Source organism: Streptomyces sp. NPDC087270 (assembly GCF_044744625.1).
In the GTDB taxonomy this organism is placed as follows: Bacteria; Actinomycetota; Actinomycetes; order Streptomycetales; family Streptomycetaceae; genus Actinacidiphila.
The window spans coordinates 122,689-145,135 of record NZ_JBIUYR010000020.1 but is presented as its reverse complement, the minus strand read 5'-3'; the positions used below and the strand labels follow the sequence as shown (position 1 = coordinate 145,135).

Annotated in this window: 16 protein-coding genes; 8 read left to right on the top strand and 8 right to left on the bottom strand. The window is 74.6% G+C overall.

Annotated elements, in window-relative coordinates:
* Nucleotides 1-93: 93 nt before the first annotated feature.
* From ACIPAE_RS32450 to ACIPAE_RS32420, 7 genes are all read right to left on the bottom strand, one after another.
* Nucleotides 94-660, bottom strand: a complete 567-nt coding sequence (locus ACIPAE_RS32450; protein ID WP_402450217.1) for a hypothetical protein — start codon at nucleotides 658-660, stop codon at nucleotides 94-96.
* Between the two features lie 169 nt (nucleotides 661-829).
* Nucleotides 830-1,351 (bottom strand): hypothetical protein, encoded by a 522-nt coding sequence (locus ACIPAE_RS32445; RefSeq protein WP_329361947.1) that lies wholly within the window; start codon nucleotides 1,349-1,351, stop codon nucleotides 830-832.
* Between the two features lie 248 nt (nucleotides 1,352-1,599).
* A complete protein-coding gene (locus ACIPAE_RS32440) occupies nucleotides 1,600-1,746 on the bottom strand; it encodes a hypothetical protein (protein WP_329361949.1) in 147 nt (48 codons plus the stop codon).
* Nucleotides 1,734-4,397 (bottom strand): class III lanthionine synthetase LanKC, encoded by a 2,664-nt coding sequence (gene lanKC, locus ACIPAE_RS32435; RefSeq protein ID WP_402450161.1) that lies wholly within the window; start codon nucleotides 4,395-4,397, stop codon nucleotides 1,734-1,736. The genes ACIPAE_RS32440 and lanKC overlap by 13 nt, the downstream gene beginning before the upstream one ends.
* A 138-nt stretch (nucleotides 4,398-4,535) precedes the next feature.
* Nucleotides 4,536-4,649 carry a SapB/AmfS family lanthipeptide gene (locus ACIPAE_RS32430; protein ID WP_329361953.1) on the bottom strand — a complete coding sequence of 38 codons (114 nt, stop codon included), beginning with the start codon at nucleotides 4,647-4,649 and terminating at the stop codon, nucleotides 4,536-4,538.
* Between the two features lie 25 nt (nucleotides 4,650-4,674).
* The gene (locus tag ACIPAE_RS32425; RefSeq protein WP_402450159.1) at nucleotides 4,675-7,299 is read right to left on the bottom strand and encodes a hypothetical protein; all 2,625 of its coding nucleotides are present in this window, start codon (nucleotides 7,297-7,299) and stop codon (nucleotides 4,675-4,677) included.
* Nucleotides 7,296-9,743: a peptidase domain-containing ABC transporter gene (locus tag ACIPAE_RS32420; protein WP_402450157.1), complete on the bottom strand. Its 2,448-nt coding sequence runs from the start codon at nucleotides 9,741-9,743 to the stop codon at nucleotides 7,296-7,298. The genes ACIPAE_RS32425 and ACIPAE_RS32420 overlap by 4 nt, the downstream gene beginning before the upstream one ends.
* Before the next feature lie 679 nt (nucleotides 9,744-10,422).
* On the opposite strand from ACIPAE_RS32420, the gene ACIPAE_RS32415 reads away from it, so the two are divergent.
* The 4 genes from ACIPAE_RS32415 (at nucleotide 10,423) to ACIPAE_RS32400 (ending at nucleotide 16,057) form a co-directional block, all read left to right on the top strand.
* On the top strand, nucleotides 10,423-13,992 hold the full coding sequence (locus tag ACIPAE_RS32415) for a type 2 lanthipeptide synthetase LanM family protein (RefSeq protein ID WP_402450154.1): 3,570 nt from the start codon (nucleotides 10,423-10,425) through the stop codon (nucleotides 13,990-13,992).
* 122 nt (nucleotides 13,993-14,114) lie between these two features.
* Entirely contained in the window at nucleotides 14,115-14,300 is a 186-nt protein-coding gene (locus ACIPAE_RS32410) for a hypothetical protein (RefSeq protein WP_329361961.1), read from the top strand.
* Nucleotides 14,301-14,391: 91 nt separating this feature from the next.
* Complete coding sequence (locus ACIPAE_RS32405) at nucleotides 14,392-14,574, top strand: hypothetical protein (protein ID WP_402450152.1); 183 nt, start codon at nucleotides 14,392-14,394, stop codon at nucleotides 14,572-14,574.
* Nucleotides 14,575-14,911: 337 nt separating this feature from the next.
* Nucleotides 14,912-16,057, top strand: a complete 1,146-nt coding sequence (locus ACIPAE_RS32400; RefSeq protein WP_402450149.1) for a PP2C family protein-serine/threonine phosphatase — start codon at nucleotides 14,912-14,914, stop codon at nucleotides 16,055-16,057.
* Nucleotides 16,058-16,152: 95 nt separating this feature from the next.
* On the opposite strand, the gene ACIPAE_RS32395 is transcribed toward ACIPAE_RS32400, so the two are convergent.
* The gene (locus ACIPAE_RS32395) at nucleotides 16,153-17,082 is read right to left on the bottom strand and encodes a LysR family transcriptional regulator (protein WP_402450146.1); all 930 of its coding nucleotides are present in this window, start codon (nucleotides 17,080-17,082) and stop codon (nucleotides 16,153-16,155) included.
* Nucleotides 17,083-17,209: 127 nt separating this feature from the next.
* Here ACIPAE_RS32395 and ACIPAE_RS32390 point away from each other — a divergent pair, with 127 nt between their 5' ends.
* The 4 genes from ACIPAE_RS32390 (at nucleotide 17,210) to ACIPAE_RS32375 (ending at nucleotide 22,293) form a co-directional block, all read left to right on the top strand.
* Nucleotides 17,210-18,175: a hydroxyacid dehydrogenase gene (locus ACIPAE_RS32390; protein WP_366413500.1), complete on the top strand. Its 966-nt coding sequence runs from the start codon at nucleotides 17,210-17,212 to the stop codon at nucleotides 18,173-18,175.
* 80 nt (nucleotides 18,176-18,255) lie between these two features.
* A complete protein-coding gene (locus ACIPAE_RS32385; RefSeq protein WP_402450143.1) occupies nucleotides 18,256-19,386 on the top strand; it encodes a mandelate racemase/muconate lactonizing enzyme family protein in 1,131 nt (376 codons plus the stop codon).
* 243 nt (nucleotides 19,387-19,629) lie between these two features.
* Complete coding sequence (locus tag ACIPAE_RS32380; RefSeq protein WP_402450140.1) at nucleotides 19,630-20,418, top strand: sugar phosphate isomerase/epimerase family protein; 789 nt, start codon at nucleotides 19,630-19,632, stop codon at nucleotides 20,416-20,418.
* 240 nt (nucleotides 20,419-20,658) lie between these two features.
* Entirely contained in the window at nucleotides 20,659-22,293 is a 1,635-nt protein-coding gene (locus ACIPAE_RS32375) for an FAD-dependent monooxygenase (protein WP_402450136.1), read from the top strand.
* The last annotated feature ends 154 nt before the right edge of the window (nucleotides 22,294-22,447 follow it).

Below are 22,447 nucleotides of genomic sequence, written 5' to 3'. Positions count from 1 at the left end.
CGTTGCAATCCACCCCATCGACGGCGGGCAGCCAACCACGGCAAACCCGCGCGTTTTTGCAACAGCCGATCCTCGCCGGACCCGAGACAACGCCTACCCGCGACCGCTCAGCGTTGTAGCGTGCTGCCATGACCGCACCACAGCCCAGCAGCAGAGCAAAGCAATTGCAAAGCCCCGTCTGAGCCCCAGGTCAGCAAGTGTCCGCCCCGCCAGCGCGGGGGTGTTCCGCGGCTGCTTGCCGAGGCCGGTGCCGACCAGGTGTCCGCCCCGCCAGCGTGGGGGTGTTCCGCCGTGCACAAGGTTGGACGGTTTCGCGGAAGCGGGGGAACACAGGCGCTCTCCCCCCGTCAGCCGGTGTGCCTGCGCCCCGGCTCGGGGCCATTCGGGACGCGGCCGGTGCGGCGTCACTGGGCCAGGACCGCCCGGCTGTAGTTGTCGATGCCAGCGGCACGGTCGAGGTCCGCACCCGTCGGCGTACGACCCAACGCACAAGGACACTCGAACCGCGAGCCGTGCCCGCCGACCGCGCTGAGCAGAAGGTTTCAGTGGTCCGATAGTAGCCAGCGGCAGCAGGCCGTCGACCGACAACGGCGACGACGACGCGCCCATCCGATCCGCCCCGCCACGCAGGGCGAACGCCCGCTGGTGCTCGTACGACACGTACGCCGCAACCGCGGCCACCACGGCGGCACACCCTCGCCGGACCCATGCTTCCGGATCAGCCCTCGATGCCTGCCGAACCGCCCCTCCCGCAGCCCCTCAACTGTCGCCGACAGCGTCAACATCCGCGGCGTCGAAAGTCCCGTGGCTGTCGGAATTACCTCGGGGGTCAGTTCGACAGCGTGTACACGCCGGTGCCGGTCGCGGTGGTCACCCCGCCCGGGAGCGCGCAGGCCGAGGGGAGGTTGCTGAGGGTGTACGAGGCGGTGATGGTGTCCCCGGTGAACGGGCCCGAGGTGATGGTGCCGCTGTTCACGCTGACCAGGGAGCCGTTGGTCTGGAGCACGCGCAGCGCCGTGAAGGTGAAGTGCGAGGTGGTCTTGTCGTTCCAGCTGATGTCGCCCTCGACCTTCAGGCTCCCGGCGGTGCAGGAGAAGGAGTCGCTGGAGCCCTGGGCGGCGATGGTCCCGGAGGTCACTCCCGGCTTCCCGACGCAGTTGTCCAGGGTGCCGGGCCCGTTCAGGGTGACGGCCGCGGGGGTGAGGGTCAGCCCGGGGGTGTACTGCGGGGCGATGGTGCTCGTGCAGGCCAGGTCGACCGCGGTGGCGTGGGCCGCCGACGTGGCGGTGAGCGTGGTGCAGGCGGCGAGCACGAGCGCGGCAGCGCCCGTGGCGGGACGGAGAATACGCACGGGGGCGCCTTCCGGTCGGCGGACGAACGTCCGGGGGTTGCGTTCCCAGGAGAATTACGCTCCCCCGCCGATCCTCAAGCGATCCGGCCCCGCGATTCACGCGAACGAGGTCCACCCGCCAAGTGGCCGAGCCTCCGGTGCCGCACAGGGTCCACCGGCCGTCCGGCCGGGCCCGCGACGGGGGCGCGGGCACGGGCGGAACGGGGGCGGGCCCGGGCGCGGGCATAACGGGGGGCGCGGGCGGGGGCTCAGATGCAGACGCTGAGGCTGAACTCGCTGGGGAACGGTCCGCAGATCGCGAAGCTCAGCTCGGAGATCGCGATCTCCCCGTTCTCGGGGGCGGGGTCGTGCCGGGGTGCGTCGGGGAGGCTCTGCAGGGCGATCACTTGGTCCATGGTCCGCTCTTTCCGTGGGAGGGGTCGGGTCGGTGGTGTCCCGTGCCGTCGGCGGCGCGGGCGTCGGTGGCGGCCGGTGCCGTAGCGGCCGCGCGGTGGCGCGCGCTCAGCCGGTCGAGGCTGAACAGCCGGTCCTGGCCCGCGCCGAGCACCTGGTCGAGGAAGAGCAGGACGCCCGCGCCGCCGCTCCACAGGTCCGCGCTGAACCGCTTGAGCTTCTCGCCGTGGAACCGGACGCCGGTGGCGCCGGGGACGGCGTACTTGAACAGGGCCCGGGCGGTGCGCAGCGCCGAGCGGGCGGACGCCTCGTCGCCGCTGACGGCCGCGTGGTCGGCGAGCGCGAAGCCCAGCCCGGCCAGGCCCTGGTACAGGCCCGGCATGACCGTGTAGGTGGTGCGCAGCCGCGGCAGGAGGTCGCTCTCGACGGCGGCGAGGCGCTCGTCGTCGCAGACGGTGGTGTAGCGGCAGACCGCGCGCAGGATTCCGGCGGTGCCGCTGAACAGGTACGGCATCGACCGGCGGTCGGTGGCGGAGAGCGGGAAGTGCGGCGACGCCGAGCCGGCGGGCATCGCCCGGTCCAACTCGTGGTGCAGCAGCCGCACTCCGCGGTCAAGATGGCCGGTGTCCCCGGTGACCGCGGCGAGCGGGTGGAGCGCCCAGGCGATGCCGCACCTGCCGTGCAGCCATCCGGTCGGGTCGTCGGGCGCCAGCAGTCCGGCCAGTTCCCCGTCCGCCGGCAGTGCGGACAGCAGGCGCTCGGCGGTGTCGACGTGCCGGTGGTCGCCGGTGTGCTCGAAGAGCGACAGGTGGGTCATCGCCACCCCGGCCGCTCCTTCGGCGAAGCCGGCCCGCCGGCCGGTCAGCGGGTGCTCGGTCGCGGCGGCGAGCAGGTCGCGCGCCTCGTCGAGGTACCCGTGGTCGGCCAGCACCCAGGCGACGCCGGCCAGCCCGACGTGCAGCCCCGGCGGCAGGCTCCCGGCGGTGGCCAGCGCGTCGCGGCGGAAGCGTGCGACGAGGTCCTCGTGCACGGTGACGCCGCTGTGCCGCAGCGCGTGCAGGACGCCCGCGGAACCGTAGGCGACGCACACGGTGTTGCTGGCATACCCGTCGGGGATGGTCGGGAAGAGGGTGTCCGCGCGGTCCGGGTCGGCCATCGAGGTCAGGGCGTCCGCGACCTTGTCGCGCAGGTCGCGGAGGTGGCGTACCGGGTCGGCCGCCACCTCCCGCGGGCCCGGCAGCAGTTCCGGGCCGTCGGCCGGGTGGTAGCGGACCGCGCGCTCCCACAGCGCCGGGGGCACGGCCATCCGGTCCTGGAGGTCGGCCCGCAGGTGCTCCAGCGAGCGGGGGTAGCGGTCGGCCGTGGCGAAGGTCGGGCCGAGCATCAGCCGGACCAGCGCCGAGATGCCGTAGTCGTCCTGGACCGCCGGGTCGTCCCGCACCAGGTGGGCGGGGGGCGCGTATCCGTCGGTGGCCACCGAGACGCCCTTGTCCCGCAGCCCGCGCGCCGCCTCGAAGTCCACCAGGCGCGGCTGGTCGCCGTCGCCGACCAGGACGTTGCCGGGGCTGACGTCGCCGAAGAGGTACCCCAGCGCGTGCAGGACCCGCACCTGCTCCGTGAGCGACGCGACGACCGCCTGGCAGTCGGCGGTGTACCGGTCGAAGTCCGGCCGCCGCGCCTCCACCTGGGTCACCGGGCTGCGGGCGACCACCCAGGAGTTGAGCGTCATGCCCTCGATGAACTCGGTGACCAGGAACTCGTGTTCCCACTCGCGGAAGTACGCGATCGGCTCGGGGCAGATCCCGGGGTGCGCGTCGTGCAGCGCCCGCAGGGTGTCCCACTCGCGGCGGGTGCGCTCGACGGCGGTCAGGCCGTCCCAGGAGAGCCCGGTGTGGTCGCGGGCCTCCTTGATGAAGACCTTCCGGCCGGTGGCGAGTTCGCGGCCGGCGTAGGTCCCGCCGCCGTTGCTGTGCCGGACGGCGTGGTCGAAGGCGAAGCCGTGGAAGTCGGTCCCCGTGTCGTCGGGCGCGCTGTCCGGCGCGAACGGGTCGGTGATCCCCTCGGGCAGGTGGAACCTCGGCTCGCGGCGGTCGGTGACGATCCGGCCGCGACCGTCCCGCAGCACCGGCGTGCCGGTGCCGTCCGGCTGGAGCCGGCGCCGGGGCGTGAAGGAGCCGTAGCGGTAGTGGACCACCTGGGAGTCGCCGAAGCGGCGGTCGGTGAGGATGAACTGCCCCTGCTCGGACTCCAGTCGCGCGGCGAGCGCGCTCATCAGCGTCCGGGCGGCCCGTTCGTCGGCCGGGTAGGCGACCACGAGTTTGCCGCTCTGCGTGCGGGAGGCGTGCTTGTGCTGCAGCAGCAGCACGAAACGCGTCGCCGCGACGTGCTTGAAGGGGATGCCGCGCGCGAAGCACTCGTCGGCGACCACGTCGAGGACGTCGGCGATCCGGTCGGCGCGGGCCGAGACGTGCACCTTCCAGCCCTGGTCGGGCATCGGCCGGCCCTTGCGCCCCCAGGACCGCCACAGGTAGTGGTCGAAGGACTGCCAGCCGTCCGGGACCTTCGACGGGGCGTACTCCCGGCCGCGGTCCGCGAGCGTCTCGACGGGCCGGTAGTAGTCGGGGTCGGCCATCGCATAGGTCTGTTCGATCATCGCTGCCTCGCGTTTCCCGGACGTGGGTGAGCAGGGGGCCGCCCCGCGGGGGGGCCGGGGCGGCCGGCCGCCCCGCGGGGGGCCGGGGCGACGCGTGTCACGGACGCGCCGCCCCGGCAGTGCCTCACGCGCAGTGCCTCACGCGCAGAGGAACCAGCTGGCGTCGCTGCAGATGAAGTAGCTGCCCTCTACCTCCTGCTGCTGGTCGGGGGCCGGGATTTCCATCTCCTGGAGGTCCAGCACCTGGCTCATGGGTCTCTCCTGATCTGTCGGGTCTTCACGGTCTCCGCGCCGTCGGGTGACGGGCGGACATCTGGGGGGTGCGCGCCGGGGCCGGCGTGACGGCGCGGCGGGCGGCGGGGGCCGGGCGGCCGGCGCGGCGGGCGGGGGACGGTGAACCGGCGCCGCGCGCGAGGGAGTCGACGCTGAAGAGCGGGTCGGGGCGCTGGTCGAGGAGGTGGGAGAGGAAGAGCAGGACACCGGACGCGCCGCTCCACAACTCGCAGCTGTGGCGCAGCCGCAGGTCCCCGAGGAAGCGGACGCCGTCGCCGCTGGGCCGCGCGTGGGCGAACAGGGTGCGCGCCGACTTCCACGAGGCGGCCCGCGCCCGCTCGTCGTCGAGCAGTCGGCCGCACTCGGCCAGGGCGAACCCCAGTCCCGCCAGCCCCTGGAAGAGCCCGGCGTGCGCCACGTACGTGATCGACGACTTCGCCACGAGCTTCGGTACGGCCAGCGCCAGCCGCTCGTCCGGTGCGGCGGCCAGGTGGCGGGCGGCCACGGTGAGGAAGCCGGCGGTGCCGCAGTGCAGGTAGTACATGCCCCTGCGGTCCTTCGCGGAGACCGGGAAGACGAGTTCGCCGGTCCCCGACTCCCGGGCCCGGTCGAGTTCCGCGTGCAGCAGCCGTACGCCGTCACGCCGCAGGCGGTCCTCGCCGGTGACGGCCGCCACCTGCTGGAGCGCGTGGGCGATCCCGGTGCGTCCGTAGCACAGGCCGGTCATGTCGTGCGGGCCGAGCCGTGCGCTCAGCGCGGCCGGCCGCTCGGGCAGGCTGGTCAACTCCAGGGCGCGGTCGAGGTGGTGCTCGTCGCGGCTGTGCCCGTACAGGGCCAGGTGCGCCATGGCGACGCCCGCGGCGCCCCACGCGAGGGTGGCCGAGTCGCGGGTCAGCGGATGGCGGTCCGCCGCGCCGAGCAGGGCGCCCGCCTCGTCGAGGTGCCCGAGGTCGGCCAGCACCCAGGCGATGCCGGCCAGGCCCGAACAGAGCCCGGGCGGAAGGGAGTCGGCCTGCGCCAGCGCGTCCTCGCGCAGCCGCCGGGTGATCCGGTCGGGGACGTCCACCCCGGACTTACGCAGGGCGTGCACCACGCCGGCGGTGCCGTAGGCCACGCCGAGCGTGTTGGTCTCGTAGCCCTGCGGGACGGTGGGGAAGACGCCCCAGGGACGGTCGGCCGCCGCGTCCACGATGCCCGCCGCGACGCGGTCGCGCAGCTCGGTGAGGGCCTTGCGCTCGTCGGCGTCGACCTGTTCGGGGGTGGGGAGCGCGGCGGTGGCCGCCGCGGTCACGGACGATCCGGCCGAGCGGGTCGCCCGGCGCCACAGCTCCGGCGGCACCGGGCCGCGTTCGGTGAGGTCGCGCAGGAGGTGCGCCAAGGCGCCCGGGTTCCGCTCGGCCGAGGGCGCCAGCGGCGTCAGCAGGAGCAGCCCCAGGCGGGCGGCGGTCGCGGCCGGACCGTCCGTGCTCCCCCGTCGGGCGGAACCGGAACCGGAACCGGCACCGGCGTCGCTATCGCTATCGCTATCGGCGTCCGGGCCGCTGCCGATGCCCGCGCCGACGAAACCGCCGGTCAACCGGATGCCGTCGTCACCGTCGACGAGGACGTCGCGCGCCTCGACGCGGTCCACCGGCCGGCCGAGGAGCCACAGGCGGTGCAGGTCGCGCTCGATCCGGGCCATCAGGTCGGCGGCCCGCCGGTGGTAGCGCGCCCAGTCGGCCGCCGACGCGGCCGGGTCGGCCAGCGGGCTGTTCGCGACCACCCAGGAGGTCAGCGGCACCCCCTCCACCAACTCGGCCAGCAGGTAAGGGTATTGACGCCCCGCGACGAAGACCAGCGGGCGCGGGCACAGGCCGGGCGCCTCCTTGTGGATCAGGGTCAGGGCCCGCCACTCCGCACGCAGCCGATCGGTCGCCGTGCCCCCGTTCTCGGTCGGCCCGGCGTGCGGGAACGCCTGCTTGACGAAGATCTCGGAGCCGTCGAGCACGTTGCGCGCCGTGTAGGAGTATCCGGCGGTGGAGGCCGCCTTGAGCCGCCGTACCTCGAAGCCCTCGGGCGGCACGGGGGTGGGCGCGGGGCCGTCCATCAGGTAGTCCTCGGTGGCCCGCGTGCCGTCCGGGCGGATCGCGGACGCGGCCGGGGAGGGGACGCGGCCGGACCGTACGAACGACGGGCCCTGGTACTGCGCCTCGGCCGCCCCCGCCGGCCCGGCCTCGAAGACCGCCGCCGTGCGCAGCGCCCGCAGCAGGTCCTCCGAGGCGGCCGCGTCGGCGGGGGCGGCGACGCAGAACCTGCCCGCCTGCGCCCGCGAGCCGCGCGGGTGGTTCAGATGGCGGTGGACGCTACGGTTCGCGACGTGCCGGAAGGGGATGCCGCGCGCGAAGCAGGCCGCGGCGAAAGCGTCCAGCACGGGCTGGAGCTGTTCGGGGTGCGCGGAGGCGTGGACGCGCAGGTCGCTCGCCTCGAACCGCCGCCCGCCGTCGGGCGTCCACTGGGTCCACCACCCGGTCCTGGCGGCGGTCCAGTCCGGCGGTACGGTCCCCGGCCGCAGGTGGGGCGCGCGGTCCGCGACCGCGGACGGCGGCAGGTAGAAGTCGGGATCGGCGAAGGTGAACACGTCGATGCTCATGAGGTGACCTCCACGCGGCGGTCGGCGGCGGGGGCCGCCAGATCGGGGGCCGCACCAGCAGCGGGCGCGGCCAAGTCGAGGGCCGTACCAGCAGCGGGCACCGCCAGGTCAGGAGCCGCACCGCCCGCGGGCACCGCCAAGTCGGGGGCCGCACCGCCCGCGGGCACCGCCAAGTCGGGGGCCGCACCGCCCGCGGGCACCGCCAAGTCGGGGGCCGCACCGCCCGCGGGCACCGCCAGGTCAGGGTGCGGGCCTGGGTCCGCGCCGGCCGCCTCGTCGTGGCCGAACAGATCCCGGTAGACGCCCGGTTGCGCGATCAGCCGGCGGTGGTCGCCGCGCTGGACGATCCGGCCGCGCTCCAGCGCGATGATCTGGTCGGCGTTGCGGACCGCGTTGATCCGGTGCGAGATGACGACGCGGGTGATGGACAGTTCGCTGAGCGCCGCGTCGACCCGGCGCTCGGTCTCGGGGTCGAGGTGGCTGGTCGCCTCGTCGAGCAGCAGCAGCCGTGGCCGGTGGATCAGCGCGCGGGCGAGCGCGACCCGCTGGCGCTGGCCCGCCGACAGCCCGGTGCCGCCCTCGCCCACCGCCGTGTCGTAGCCCATCGGCAGGGCGGCTACGTCGTCGTGCAGCCCGGCCAGCCGCGCCGCCCTGACGATCTCGTCGAGTCCGGCGTCCGGTCTGCTGAGCACCAGGTTGTCCCGGATCGAACCGTCGAACAGGGTCAGGTCCTGCAGGACGGCGCCGCAGTGCGCGCGCAGGTCCGGCAGGTCCAGGTCGGCCAGCGTGACACCGTCGTGCCGGATCTCGCCGCGCTCGGGCAGGTGCAGGCCGAGCAGCAGCCCGCCGAGCGTGCTCTTGCCCGAGCCGGTCCGGCCGACGATCGCCGTCTTCCGCCCGGCGGCGACGGTGAAGGTGATGTCCTCCAGCGTCGGGCGGCGGCCTCCCGGGTAGCGGAACGCGACGTCGCTCAGGGAGATGGCCGAGGACGCCGCCGCGGGCAGCCGGACGGTGCCGGACCGCTCGCGCGGGGCGTCCAGGACGTCGAAGACCCGCTCGACCTGCGCCCTGATGCCCTGGTACATCTGGCCGGAGTTGGCGAACGTCTCGATGGGGCTGAGGACGGACAGCGCGATCGCGTTGTCGGCGAGCATGGTGCCGACGCTCATCCGGTGGGTGAGCACCAGCCACGCCCCCAGCCAGAGCAGCGCCAGCGGCCCGAACATGCTCAGGCCCTTCTGGGCGCCGGTCAGCCAGGCGGTCCATCGGCCGCGGTGCGCGCTGGCCGTCTGGTACGTCGTGAACAGCCGCTCCCAGCGGGCGGTGGCACGCCGCTCCACGCCGTTGGCCTTCAGCGCGCTGATCGCTTCGAGGGCCTCCACGAGGTAGCCCTGCTCCTCGGTCTTGGCCGCCAGCTCCCGCTGCGCGAGAATCCGCGTCTTGCGGTAGCTGCCCGTGACGACGGCGAGTTGGAGCACGAACAGCGGGACCACGGCCACGGCGAACAGCGGCGCGGTCACCAGCAGGCCGATGACGTACCCGGAGAGCAGGCAGCCGTCGAGGACGGTGGTGAGCAGTTGCTGGGTCAGCGCCTCCCGGGTCGACGACACGCTCGCCAGGCGCATCAGCAGGTCGCCCCGCCCGCGGTCGCCGAAGAAGCCGAGCGGCAGGGCGAACAGATGCGTCACGAACTCCCGGCTCAGCCGCTGGTCCCCGCGCACCCGCAGGGCGAGCATCGCCAGGCCGCGGGCCGCGGCGAGCACCCCGCACAGCACCGCGACGCCCACCGCGGCCACGAAGAAGAAGCCGAGCGAGCCCACGCGGTGGCCGGGGATGACCGAGTCCACGATGGCCCTGGTCGCCATCGGCGCGGCCAGCCCCAGCCCCTGCAGGCCGGCGGCGAGCAGCGCGGCGAGCGCGAGCCGGCGCCGCCCGCCCGGCATGGCGACGAACTGCCGCAGGTAGCGCACCATCGGCAGGTCGCGGACCGCCGACCGGCGGTGGGCGAAGTCCGGGCCCGGTACGAAGCGGAGCAGCACCCCGCCGTAGCCCTCGGCGAACTCGGCGCGGGGCAGCCGGCGCCGCCCGGCGCCGGGGTCGGCGATCCAGACGTGCGAGCGCGACACCTTCGCCACCACGACGAAGTGGTGGCGGGACAGGTACGCGATCGTCGGCCCGCTCTGCGGTCGCGCCCACGCGTCGTCGGAGGTGTCCACCGTCACCCGCAGCCCGAACGTCTCGGCGGCGCGCGCGATCTCGCCGGCGGAGACCCCGTCGCGCCCCATCTCCAGGCGGGCGCGGCTCTCGGGCACCGACGTCTGCCGGCCGTGGAAGCTGAGCACCATCGCCAGGCACGCGGCGCCGCACTCGGTCCTGGTCAGCTGGACGCGCAGCGGGACCCGCCGGGCCGGAAGGAGGCGACGCGCGAACGGGGGGAGGCTCATGGCTGTTCCTCCAGGGGAAGGGCGGACGTGACGCTTTCCGGCGCGGCGCGAAGGAGCGGCGCCCCGTACCGCGCGTCAGCTGGCCGCGGAGCGGTGCCGACCCGGGCCGGCACCGTCAACTGCCCGGTCGCCAGAGGCCGTTCGAGAACCGGCGGCCGTTCGAGAACCGGCGGCGGTTCGAGGACCAGTGGCCGTTCGAGGACCAGTGGCCGTCCAGCGACCGGCGGCCTTCGACGAACCGGCAGGGCACCGCTCGGCAGGGCACGACTCGGCAGACCACCGCTCGACCTGCCGGCGGTCGGTGCCGGGCGGGCGGGGGCGAGGAGCTTCCGCCCGTTCTCGTCGACTGTCGGCACCAGGCCCTCCTCCCTCGTCGCGTGAACCCGGCGACGTCCGTTCGTGCGGGTGGGTCGCGGCGCGGCACGTCGGTTCCGGCCGGGTACCGGACCGGCGCCGGACCGGCGCGACCGAGATCGACGATCGCAGCGGCCCGCGGCACGGACATGCGTGCTGAGCACCCAAGTTCCAGCTCACCCGGCGCACTTGACGGCCGCGACCGGCGGCGGCCGGACCGCGCCCCGGCGCGCACGCGCGAATGTGGGTGGTGAACGCGCATGCGGTGCGACGGCAGCCGCGGTCGACTCATGGCAGCTACCCGACCGCGACGAGGGAGGCCCCCATGGCGTCGAAGACCCGGCCGACCGCTGCCCGCCCGCTCGCCATGCCCTGGGAGCGTCGCGGCCGGCCGGCCCTGACCGGGGCCTGGTGGGTCCGGGCGCTCCGCCTCGACGAGCGCTCCGCCACCGGGTGGCCGGAGGCCGACGACGCGGGTCCGGCCGAGGACGGGGACGCCGAGAGCGACGACGCCGCGGCCGTGGCCGACATCCGGCTGCGGCGCTGGCGCGACGCCTTCGCCGACCTCGCCGCGGACGCGCTCGACCGCCAGACGGGCGAGTACGGCGGTACGCCCCGGCAGCTCAGGACACTGCTGGCCGAACCGCCCGAGCGCCTCGCGCAGCGCGTGGCCAAGCCCGCGTGGGCCCTGGACGTCGAACGGGTGGCGGCGTCGGTGACGGGAGACCACGGCGCGAAGGCACCGGCCGGCCCTCCGGCCCCCGACGGAAGCCGACACGGCGGAACCCGACACGGCGGAAGCCAACACGGAGCAGGCCAACAGGAAACAGGCCAACTCGGCGGCTGGCAGCGCGGCTTCGCCCTCGTCGTCGAGCCGTTCGTGCACGAGTCGCTGCGCCGGTTCGACGCCGCGACCGACAACATCGGCCCGTCAAGCGCCGCGGACCGCGCGGCGGTCAGGGACGCCGCGCGCGGCGAGGTCACCCGCCGTCTCGTACGCCTCGCCAGCCGGGTGCTCGTGCTCGAACTGAACGTCCTGCGCGTCACCGGCCGGCTCGACGGCGACGCGCCCGAGGAGCGCTTCTGGTCCTTCGTCCGGCACTTCCGCCGCCCCGCGCCGCTCGCCGAACTGCTCGACGAGTACGCCGTGCTGGCCCGTCTGATGATCGCCACGGCCGGGCAAGTGGCCGCCGTCCACGCGGAGTTCCTCCAGCGGCTCGTCCAGGACCGGCCGGAGCTGGTGCGCCGGCTGTTCGGCGGCGCCGACCCGGGCCCCCTCGCCCGCGTCGAACTGGCCAAGGGCGACACGCACAGTGGCGGCCGTTCGGTGGGCGTCGCCACCTTCGCCTCGGGCGCCCGGGCGGTCTACAAGCCCCGGCCGCTGAGCATGCACCGCCACTTCAACGACGTGATCGACTGGTACAACAGGCGGCTGCCGGGCCCGTCCCGGCTGCGGACCCTGACCGTCGTCGACCGCGGGGAGCACGGCTGGGTCGAGTTCGTCGCGCCGGCGCCCTGCGCGGACGGTGCCGCCGCGACCCGCTACTTCCACCGCCAGGGCGCGCTGCTCGCGCTCCTGCACAGCCTGGGCGGCGTCGACTTCCACTTCGAGAACCTGATCGCCGTCGGCGACCAGCCCGTCCCGATCGACCTCGAATCGCTGTTCTGCGCCGACCTGCCCCGCTCCTACGGCAGCGCGACCCTGGACGGCGACCCGGCGGTGACGGCGTACCGCGAGTCGGTGGGCCGGGTCGGCCTGCTGCCCTCCGTCGTGGTCGGCGCCGACGGGCAGGCGTTCGACGCGGGCGGCATGGGGGGCGACGAGGACGCGGCGCTGCCGTACCGGGTGGTGGACTGGACCGGGGCGGGCACCGACGCGATGCGCCTGGACCGGGTCCAGCCCGTCCTCGGCAGCGTCCACAACCGGCCCCGGCTGGACGGCGCGGACCTGGACGCGGTGCGGTACGCGGGCCCGCTGCTGGACGGTTACCGCGAGGGATACGCGGCGATCGCCGCGGGACGCGGCGAACTGCTGTACCCAGGAAGGCCGTTGCCGACGCGTGAGGCACGCGCGTCGCGCGAGGGGCCCGCCTCGTCCGGCGAACCGCTCGCGCCGGACGGGCCGTTGGCCCCCTTCGCGGGCGACCTCGCGCGTGTCATCCCGCGGCCCACCCACGAGTACGCCACGCTGCTCGCCGAGACCACGCACCCGGACGTGCTGCGCGACGCGCTCGACCGGGACCAGGTGTTCGGCGTGCTGTGGGCCAGGGCGGCGGCCGATCCGGCCCGCGCCCGGCTGGTCCGGCACGAGGTGGCCGATCTGTGGGCGGGCGACGTCCCGCTGTTCACCGCCCGCGCCGATTCCCGTGACGTGCGCACGGCCGGCGGCGCGGTCCTCGCGGACCTGCTGCCGGAATCCGGCGCGGCCCTGGTCGGGCGCACCCTGGCCGGGATGGGCGGGCGCGACCTGGACGACCAGCGGTGGATCGTCTCGGCGCACCTGGCCACGCGTACGAGCGGCGCCGAGCCCGGACAGTCGGGCGACGCCGCCGGGTCCGGCCGGGCCCTGCCCGATCAGGGCCTCCTGCCACCGGACCTGTCCGAGCGGGCGTTGGCCGCCGCGCGGGCCGTCGCGGACCGCCTCGAAGCGTCGGCGTACGCGAGCGGGGGGCGGCTCGGCTGGCTCGGGCTCGACCTGTGGCAGGAGTCGCGCTGGTCGGTGCGGCCGCTGGGCGTCGATCTGTACAACGGCTACGCGGGCATCGCCCTGTTCCTGGCGCAGCTCGCCCACGTCACGGGCGAGCCCCGCCACGCCGACCTCGCCCGGGGAGCACTCGGCCCGGTCGCGGGTTACGCGGCGGAGGTGCTCGACGCCGGCGGTGCGCACGAAGCCGAGGCGATCGTGGGGGCGTTCACCGGCATGAGCGGGGTGGCGTACGCGCTCGCCTGCTCTTCCGCGCTGCTCGGCGACGCGTCCGCGCGCGCTCTTGTCGCGCCGCTGCTCGAACTGGCCCGGGAGCGCGTGTCGCAGGACGTCGCCCACGACGTCATCAGTGGCACCGCGGGCTGCCTCGCGGTGGCCGAGGCCCTGTCGGCCGATCACGGATGGGCGGCGTACCGGCCGGCCGCGCACCGGCTGGCCGAACGCTGCGCCGAGGCGCTCGTCGCCGGCGCGGTGCCGGTCGGCGACGGTGTCGGGTGGCCGGGGACGGCGCACCGCCCGCTGCTCGGTTTCTCCCACGGTGCCGCGGGCGCCGGCTGGGCCCTGCTGTCGTACGCCGCGCGGACCGGTGACGGGGGTGCCCGCGCCACGGGCCTGCGCGCGTTCGGCTACGAACGCGGCGCGTACGACGCGCGGTCGGGCAACTGGCCGGATCACCGCAAGGCGGAGCCGAGCAGCCAGCACTCCTGGTGCCACGGGGCGCCCGGTGTCGGCCTGGCCAGGGCCGCGGTCCTGCACGCGTACCCGCGGGTCCCCGAGGCACCCGGCTTCGTGGCGAACCTCGCGGACCTGCGGCGCGCGCTGGACAGCACCGCCCGGTTCGGCCGGCACCGCAACCACAGCCTGTGCCATGGCGCGTTGGGGAACCTCGAACTGCTCTCCACGGCAAGGACGTTGGGGGCGTCGGTCAGCGCGGGCAGCGCGGGCAGCGCGGACGGCGCGGGCGGCGCGGGCGGCGCACACCACACCGCGGTTCAGCTCGCCTGGTCCCGGGAGGCGTCGGCCGCGGTGGCGCAGATCGAGCGGGACGGGCCGGTCTGCGGAACGCCGGGCGGCATCGCGACGCCAGGGCTGATGACCGGTCTGGCCGGGATCGGCCACGGGCTGCTGCGGATCGCCGCGCCCGAACAGGTGGCCCCCGTCCTGCTGTTGGCGCCTCCTCCACCGGTTTGAGATCCGCGGACGGTCCCCGTCCTGGGCCCGCGGCTCGGCAAGCGCGCATCCGCCGGGAGTTCCCGGCGATGTTGCGGCACCACATCCGGCACCACCAGAGAAACGAACGAAAGGGTCGACACATGGACTTGGCCAACGACGTCGTGCGCTCCTGGAAGGAATACACCCCCACCGGGACGCCCGACTCCAGCCCCGTCAGCTCCATCGACATCGCCGACGTCGCACACGGCGGCATGATCGCCCAGAGCTGGCAGTGGTCGTTCAGCTGCTGCGACACGACGCTCTGCTCCGACTGCTCCATCCACTGATCACCGCTGCCGGGATCACCACCGCCGGCCGGGGGCCGCACCGCAACGGTGCGGCTCCCGCGGCGTGGCCCGCCTCAGAAAGGGTCGACACATGGACATGGACAACGACGTCGTGCGCTCCTGGAAGGAGTACACCCCCACCGGGACGCCCGACTCCAGCCCCGTCAGCTCCATCGACATCGCCGACGTCGCACACGGCGGCATGATCGCCCAGAGCTGGGAGTGGTCGTTCAGCTGCTGCGACACGACGCTGTGCGCCGGCTGCACGGTCTGACCACCGCTGCTCGCGTGGGCCGCGTCCCCCGGGGTGCGGCTCCCGCGGCGTAGGCCCCGTCCCGCAGGTGTCACGGACGCGCCCCCGGCAGGCGGCGCGTCCGGGGCGCCTGCGGGCGCGCGCATGACGCGGCCGGCGACCCGGCGGTACGGTGCCGGCCCGCGCGCGTACCGGCCACCCGGACAGCGGTGCCGCCACCCGTACGGGCCCATTTCGGCGCGGTCGCGGCCAGCCTTCCGACGGGCGGTCGGCGGGAGGGAATGATCGGGCGGTCTGTCTGCTGCCGGGTGCGGGACTCGCCACCGGCTCGCCGCGATCGCCGCTGGAGGAACCGCGCATGTCCCGTCTGCTCCGCGCAGCGCCGCCCTCGACACGAGGACTGACGGACAGCGACGAGGACTCCCCCATCGGCACCCCGCCCACCCGCAATGTCGTACTGACGACGGTGGTGTCGACGGCGGTGGCGGTCGCCCTCGTCCTGCTGACCGGTACCGCGGTACTCGTTCTCGGCCTGCTGGTGTTCCTGCCGGCGTTCGCCGCCGCGCGGTGCAGCCCGCGCCAGACCGCAATGGTCTCCACCTGGGTCTGCGCCATCGTCATCGTCCCGGTGGCCCTGCAACCCACGGGGCGGATCGTCGACCGGGTGGTCCTCTCGCTGTTCGCCGTCGCGTTCGGCGCGCTGGCCGTCTACGCCTCCCGCGCGCGGATCAGCCGCGAGGCGGAACTGGTACGGCTGCGGTCGACCGCGGCCGCGATGCAGCGGCAGATCCTGCGGCCGCTGCCGATGCTCACCGACGACGTCCTCGTGGACGGCGTGTACGAGCCGCTGCAGCAGGACAAGCTCGTCGGGGGCGACATCTACGACGTGGCCGCCACCCCTTGGGGCACCCGGGTGCTGATCGGGGACGTCCAGGGGAAGGGACTGCCCGCCATCGGCATGGCCATCGACGTGGTGGGCGCCTTCCGCGAGGCCGCGCACCGCGAGCCGACGGTGACCTCGCTCGTCGACGCCCTCGAAGGGGCGGTGGTCCGCCACAACGACGACGCGCTCGGGCGCGGCGAGCCGGAACGGTTCGTCACCGCGCTCGTCCTGGGGGTGGACGGGGCCGTCGACACCCAGGTCGTCTCGTGCGGCCACATCCCGCCGTATCTGCTGCACGCCGGCGACGTCACCGCCGTCGGCGTGGGAACGGAGCATGTGCCGCTCGGTCTGGCGAAGCTGGTCGACGAGCCGCGCACGGTGGCCTGGTTCGCCTTCCCCGCCGGGGCGACGCTGCTGCTGTGCACCGACGGTCTGACCGAGGCCCGTTCGCCCGACGGCGCCTTCTACCCGCTGGAGGCGCGCCTCAGCGGGCGCACCGACATCACCGCCGATCGGCTCACCAGCTCGCTCGTCGACGACGCGCGTTCCTTCGCCGCGGGGGTACAGCAGGACGACCTCGCGGTCCTCGCCGTGCGCCGCTCCCCGCACCGGGCGCTGTAGCCGGGCAGGGCGCGGGCCCGCTTCGCCGACGCCGGGGAACTGCTCGCCGCCGCCCGGGTCGGCATCGCCCGGGTGCGGCTGCCCGGTCCTGGCAGCTACGCGCTCGCGGTCCGCTCGCTGCCGCGCGCGTCGGGCAGGGCCGGCAGGCCGGAGCCGGATGTGCGCAGGACGTCGGCCAGGCGGCGCAGCACGGGATTGGGGCTGTCCGGGCTCCAGCAGGCGTGCAAGGTGACGGAGTGGGCGTCGGCCGGGGCGAGGTCGCGGTAGCGGACGCCGTGTACCCCCATCGCCATGATCGAGCGCGGCACCAGCGCGCAGCCGAGGCCCGCCCTCACGAGTGCCAGCATGGTCGGCACCTGTGAGGTCAACTGGCTGACGGCATAGCGGTCGACGCCGATCAGCGCGGCGCAGACGTCATGGAGGTAGCGGGAGCCCTCGGGGCTGTAGCCGATGTACTCGTGCGTGACGTCGGCCAGGAGGACCGGTCCCGCCGCGGCGAGCGGGTGGCCGGCGGGGACCGCGAGCACCAGGTCCTCCGTGTGCACCAGGACCGACTCGTACTGCTCCGGGATCGGTGGGCGTACCAGTCCCATGTCGATGCGCAGTTCCGACAGGGCGGTGAACTGGTCGGGGCTGGCGAGTTCGGTGAGTTCGACCGCCGCGTCGGGAAGATGGGCGTCCGCCAGCTTCAGCATGTCGGCCAGTACGGCATAGGCGCCGATCGAGGTGAAGGCCAGGCGGAGGGTACCGCCGCTCCCGTCGGCGGCGCGCCGCGTCGCGGCCGGCGCCGCCTCCAGCAGGGCGAGCACCCGGCGGCAGTGGTCGAGGAAGACCGCCCCGGCGGCCGTCAGCCGCGTGCCCCGGCCGCCGCGCTCGAACAGGGTGACTCCCAGGGTGCGTTCGAGGGCCTGTATCTGCCGGGTCAGCGGTGGCTGGGTCATGTTGAGGCGAACCGCGGCGCGGCCGAAGTGCTGCTCCTCCGCCACCGCGACGAAGCCGCGGAGCTGCTGAAGTGAGTAGTTCATACCGTCACGGTATCGGGCGATGCGAAATCGGCCTTGGACGCGCATGAGTGGGCCTTCCTAGGCTCGTGCCCGGTAACACGAGGCATCCCACATCCAGGAGTTCAGGTTGCTGAAACTGGCCGTAGCCATGACACCGCAGCGCGTTGACGACGTGTGCGGGCAGGAGCTCCGCCGCGAGATCGAGGGGAGCTACGAAGTGGTCTGGGGCGGCGCGCGGATGAGCGGTGCCGAGGTCGCCCGGCTCGCCGTCGGCAGCGACGTGCTGCTGACGGGTTGGGGTACGCCCCACCTGGACCGGTCGATCTGGGCCGGCGCGGACGGCCCGCGCGTGGTGGCCCACGCGGCCGGCACCGTGAAGAAGCTCCTCGACCGGGAGGTCCTCGACCAGGGCGTCGCCGTCTTCTCGGCGGCGAGCCGGATCGCGTGGTCGGTGGGCGAATACTGCCTCGGGGCCATGCTCACCCTCGCCCGGCGGCTTCCGCAGCTGGACGCCGCGGTGCGGGCCGGCGGCTGGACACAGCCGCGGCTGCGGGGCCATGAACTCGCCCACCGCCGGGTGGGCATCCTGGGCGCCAGCTCGACGGCCCGGGCCTTGATCACCCTGCTGGCGCCCTTCCAGTGCGACATCGCGGTGTACGACCCCTACCTCGACGAGGAGCGGGCCCGGCGGCTCGGCGTGCGCACGACCTCGCTCGAAGAGGCGCTGAGTTGTCCCGTCGTCTCCGTCCACGTGCCGAACCTGCCCGCGACCGAGGGAATGGTGAGCCGCACGCTCATCGAAGCCATGCCCGACGGCGCGATCGTCGTCAACTCCTCCCGGGGCCCGGCCGTCGACCAGTCCGCGCTGATCGAGCAGGCCCGCGCGGGCCGGCTGCTCGCCGCCCTCGATGTCTACGACGCGGAGCCCCCGGTGCTCGACGCGGACACGCTGAGCTGCCCGAACCTCCTGCTCACCCCGCACGTCGCGGGCGACACGGTGGAGGGCCACCTCGCGCTGACCGGCTACGTCATGGCCGATGTCGCCGCGTGGTGGGAAAGCGGCGCCCGCGGTCCGTCCTGGGTCGACCCGGCGGCGTGGTCCACCGCGGCCTGAGTCGTCCCCGGCCGGCCGCCGGACCGTACCGCGTCCGCACATCCGCGTGCCCGGCACCCGATGCGAAAGGTTCGACCTCCATGTCCCGAATCACGGCGGTTGACGTCTTCACCGTCGCCGTCCCCTTCGCCCGCCCCTTCGTGCTCGGCAGCGGAGCCGTCGGCGGCCCCGGCCAGGCGGGTTCGGTCGTCTTCGTGAAACTGACGACCGAGGACGGCGTCAGCGGCTGGGGCGAGCAGCGAGCCCTGCCGAGCTGGAGCTACGAGACGGCGGAGACGATCCGCTCGGTGATCGAGCGCGAGCTGACCCCCATCCTGCTGGAACTCACGCCCTTCGACGTGGAGTTGTTCCACGCCCGGGCCGCACGCCGGCTCAGCCCGTCGGTGTCCAACGGCTTCCCCTTCGCGCGGGCCGCGGTGGACATCGCCCTGCACGACGCCGCGGGCAAACTGGCCGGCCAACCGGTCCACGCCCTGCTGGGGGGCAAGGTGCGGGACGAGATACCGCTCTGCTCGGCCATCGGAGTCGGTGAACCCGCCGCCGTCCGCTCCCACGCCCAGGAGTCCCGCGCCTACGGCGCGTACAAGGTGAAGATCGCCGGTGACCCCGTCGCCGACGCCGCGGCGGTCACGGCCGTGGCGGGCGTGGCCGGCGACAAGCCGATCTGGCTGGATGCCAACCAGTCCTACCGTCCCACCGGGCTGCTGCGTCTCCTGGACCGGCTCCGGGACGTCTCGACCCTGCACTGCGTGGAGCAGCCCGTGCCGAGCACGGACACGCTCGGCATGCGGCGGCTGCGGCAGATGACCGCTCTGCCGGTCGCCATCGACGAGGGGTGTTTCACCGCACGGGACCTGGCCAGGTGCCTGCGCCTGGATGCCGCGGATCTGGTGGTGGTCAAGATCTGCAAGTCCGGCGGCATCCGCAACGCCCTCAAGACCGCGCAACTCGCCGCGGCCAACGGGCTCGAAGTGCTCGGCAGCGGTCTGACCGACTGCGGCATCGGGTTCGCCGCGGCGCTGCACCTGTTCAGCCAGCTGGAGCTGGCCCTGCCGGCCGAGCTGAACGGCCCGGAACTGCTCGCCGACCTCTACGTCGAAGGGCTGTCCGTCACCGCGGCCACAGCGACCGTGCCCACCGCGCCCGGGCTCGGCGTGGAGGTCGACGAGGAGCGCATCCGCGCCGAAGCGAAAGCCCTGAGCCGCGGGTGACCCGGCCCGGACCGCCGTCCGGGCCGAACAGGGCCGCCGTCCCGGCCGAACGGGACCGCCGTCCGGGCCGAACAGGGCCGCCGTCCCGGCCGAACGGGACCGCTGTCCGGGCTGAACAAGGCCGCCGTCCCGGCCGAACAGGGCCGCCTTCCGGGCTGAACAGGGCCGCCTTCCGGGCCGGCGACGGCGCTGGTCCCTCCCACGACGAGCATCACCATGAGCGGACTCGGAGGCCGCTGAACCATGACATTCCTGTGGTCCGTCTTCACCAAACCCTGGTCCGAACTCCCCGGAGACCGGCTGGGACCCCTCGTCGCCGGCTTGGGCTTCGCCGGCGCCGAGGTGCCCGTGCGGGACACCTCGTATGTGACGCCTGCCGTGGCCGAGCGGGAACTGCCCAGGCTCACCCAGCGGTTGAAGGACGACGGCGTCGAAGTGATCAGCGTCGCCGGTGACCTCGACGAGTCCTTCTTCGCGGCGTGCGCCGCCGCGGGAGTCCCCATGATCCGGGTGATGGCAGCACTCGGCCCGGACGGCTACGCGGCGTCCGCACACCGCGCACGCGCCTGGCTCGAAGCGGCGGCGCCGCTCGCCGAGCGGTATTCCGTGCAGGTCGGTGTGCAGCCTCACCACGGGAGCTACGTCTCGTCCACGCTCGGGGTGCTGGCCCTCCTCGACGGCCTGCCCTCCGCGCACTTCAGGCTGGTCTGGGACGCCGCTCACGACGCGCTGGCCGGCGACGACCCGAGGGTCACCCTGCCGCTGGCGGCCGACCGGCTGGGCATCGTCAACCTCAAGAACGCCATTTACGCCCCGGTGGAAGCCGGCCGCTCCTCCACCGGCGACCGCTGGCGCACCTGGTTCGTTCCCGGCGAGGAGGGGCTCGCCAACTGGGCCACCGCGCTGGAGGTACTGGCCGAGCTCGGTTACCACGGGCCGGTCTGCCTGTCGGGCCAGTACTCGGACCCTTCGGTCCCCGTCGAGGAGCTCCTGGTCACCGACTTGGCCGCGGCCCGCCGGGCGGCACGGTAGGCGGCTGCGAAGGGACCCGCGCCGAGACCGGCAGCCCGTGGTGGCCCGTACCCGGAGCCCGGGGGCTGACATGCCGTCGCAGCACGGGGTTCACAGACGCGGAGCAGGATGAGACGTGTCGCGAGCCGGCCCCGCGCCCCCTGTTCCGCGGAGCCCGCGGTGCCCGCCGCGCTCCCGCCGCACCGCCGACTCCGGGCCGGCACGCGTTGCCCCGTCTTCTCTTCAGGAAGCGAGTCGCGCATGTCCCAGGAACCTCGGCACCGCACCGGCACGGGTGCGGCCGAACCGCCCTCCCGCACGGTCGTGGTGGCCGGCGCCGGCCCGAGCGGGCTGCTGCTCGCGGGCGACCTCGCGGCTGCCGGCGTGCACGTGGTGGTCCTCGAACGGCGCCCGGAAGGCGTCAGCAACCTCACCCGGGCCTTCGGCGTCCACGCCCGTACCCTCGAACTCCTCGACGCCCGGGGCCTGGCGGACGAGCTGGTCCCCACCGGACAGGTCATCCGGGAGCTGAGGCTGTTCGGCGCCATACCGTTCGACATCGGCCAACTGCCCTCGCGGTTCCCGTTCCTGCTGGTCACCCCGCAGTACGAGGTGGAAAAGCTGCTGCTGCGCCGGGCGTTGGAGCAGGGCGCCACGATCCGCTACGGCACCGAGGTCCACGGCCTGACGCAGGACGCCGACGGGGTGACCGTCTCGGTGCGCGACACCGACACCGACACCGATGCCGACACCGATGCCGATGCCGACCCCGGCCGCGACACCGGCACCGGCGGGGCCCGCGGGGAGACGACGGTGCGCGCCGCCTACCTCGTGGGCGCCGACGGCGTACGCAGCGCGGTGCGCGAGGCGTTGGGGCTGCCCTTCCCCGGCAAGGTCGTCATACGGTCGGTCGCGCTCGCCGACGTGAAGTTCACCGAGGAGCCCGAACTGGTGGTCCGCGTGCACGGCACCGGCGACGCGTTCGGCTTCATCGCCCCGTTCGGCGACGGCTGGTGGCGGGTCGGCGGCTGGGACCGCGCCCACCGGGGCCAACCGGACGACTCCCCGCTGGAGTTCGAGGAGCTGCGGTCGATCATCGAGCGGGCCTTCGGCAGCGACTACGGCATGCACGACCCGCGCTGGCTCTCCCGGTTCCACAGCGACGAACGCCAGGTGCCGCGGTACCGGGTGGGCCGGGTGTTCCTCGCGGGGGACGCCGCCCACCAGCACTCGCCGGCCGGCGGCCAGGGCATGAACACCGGCCTTCAAGACGCCGCCAACCTCGGCTGGAAACTCGCCGCGGTGCTCGGCGGCTGGGGCGACGACACCCTCCTGGACAGCTACCACAGCGAGCGCCACCCGATCGGCCGGGCCGTCCTGCGCACCAGCGGCCTGAACCTGCGGCTGGCGATGGCGCACAATCCGCTGGAGGTCGCGCTGCGCACGCTGCGGAAACTCGTGGTCACCCACGTCCGGCCGGTGACGCGGCAGGCCGTCGGCGAGATCACCGGCATCGGCTACTCGTATCCCGCCCCCCGCGGCGCCGGTCGCGACGTCGGCAGGCGCGCCCCGGATCTGGAGCTGGACGCGGGCCGGCTCTACGAGCTGCTGCGCGAGGGGCGGTTCGTCCTGGCCCTTCCCGCAGCCGCGGCAGCCGGCGCCGCCGCGGACACCCGCCCGGCGGACGACGACCCGGCCGACCTGCTGCCGGGCCTCGCCGACCGCAAGGACCGCCTGGTGGTGGCCCGTCGCACCCCTCCCACCGATGGCGGCGGCGACGGCAACGGCGGCGCGGCGACGGATGCCGTCCTGGTCCGCCCCGACGGCTACGTCGCCTGGGCCGGCCCGGCCACCGCGGACGCCGTCCAGGCCGGCCTCGCACCCTGGATCGGGTGACCTCCGGCTGCGTACGCGCCCCGGCACCGGCAACCGGCGGTGGGGCGGCCCCGCCCCCCCGGGGGGGGCCCGCCCCCCCCCCCCCCGGGGGGGGGGGGGGCGCCCCCCCGCCCCCCCCCGGGGGGGGGCCGCGGCCACCGGGGCGGGGGGGGTG

Coding starts and splice junctions, on each gene's coding strand:
- ACIPAE_RS32415 (WP_402450154.1), top strand. CDS start 10,423: ATGGCGTCGAAGACCCGGCCGACCGCTGCCCGCCCGCTCGCCATGCCC.
- ACIPAE_RS32395 (WP_402450146.1), bottom strand. CDS start 17,082: ATGAACTACTCACTTCAGCAGCTCCGCGGCTTCGTCGCGGTGGCGGAG.
- ACIPAE_RS32405 (WP_402450152.1), top strand. CDS start 14,392: ATGGACATGGACAACGACGTCGTGCGCTCCTGGAAGGAGTACACCCCC.
- ACIPAE_RS32430 (WP_329361953.1), bottom strand. CDS start 4,649: ATGAGCCAGGTGCTGGACCTCCAGGAGATGGAAATCCCGGCCCCCGAC.
- ACIPAE_RS32380 (WP_402450140.1), top strand. CDS start 19,630: ATGACATTCCTGTGGTCCGTCTTCACCAAACCCTGGTCCGAACTCCCC.
- ACIPAE_RS32390 (WP_366413500.1), top strand. CDS start 17,210: ATGACACCGCAGCGCGTTGACGACGTGTGCGGGCAGGAGCTCCGCCGC.
- ACIPAE_RS32375 (WP_402450136.1), top strand. CDS start 20,659: ATGTCCCAGGAACCTCGGCACCGCACCGGCACGGGTGCGGCCGAACCG.
- ACIPAE_RS32440 (WP_329361949.1), bottom strand. CDS start 1,746: ATGGACCAAGTGATCGCCCTGCAGAGCCTCCCCGACGCACCCCGGCAC.
- ACIPAE_RS32385 (WP_402450143.1), top strand. CDS start 18,256: ATGTCCCGAATCACGGCGGTTGACGTCTTCACCGTCGCCGTCCCCTTC.
- ACIPAE_RS32410 (WP_329361961.1), top strand. CDS start 14,115: ATGGACTTGGCCAACGACGTCGTGCGCTCCTGGAAGGAATACACCCCC.
- lanKC (WP_402450161.1), bottom strand. CDS start 4,397: ATGATCGAACAGACCTATGCGATGGCCGACCCCGACTACTACCGGCCC.
- ACIPAE_RS32425 (WP_402450159.1), bottom strand. CDS start 7,299: ATGAGCATCGACGTGTTCACCTTCGCCGATCCCGACTTCTACCTGCCG.
- ACIPAE_RS32420 (WP_402450157.1), bottom strand. CDS start 9,743: ATGAGCCTCCCCCCGTTCGCGCGTCGCCTCCTTCCGGCCCGGCGGGTC.
- ACIPAE_RS32400 (WP_402450149.1), top strand. CDS start 14,912: ATGTCCCGTCTGCTCCGCGCAGCGCCGCCCTCGACACGAGGACTGACG.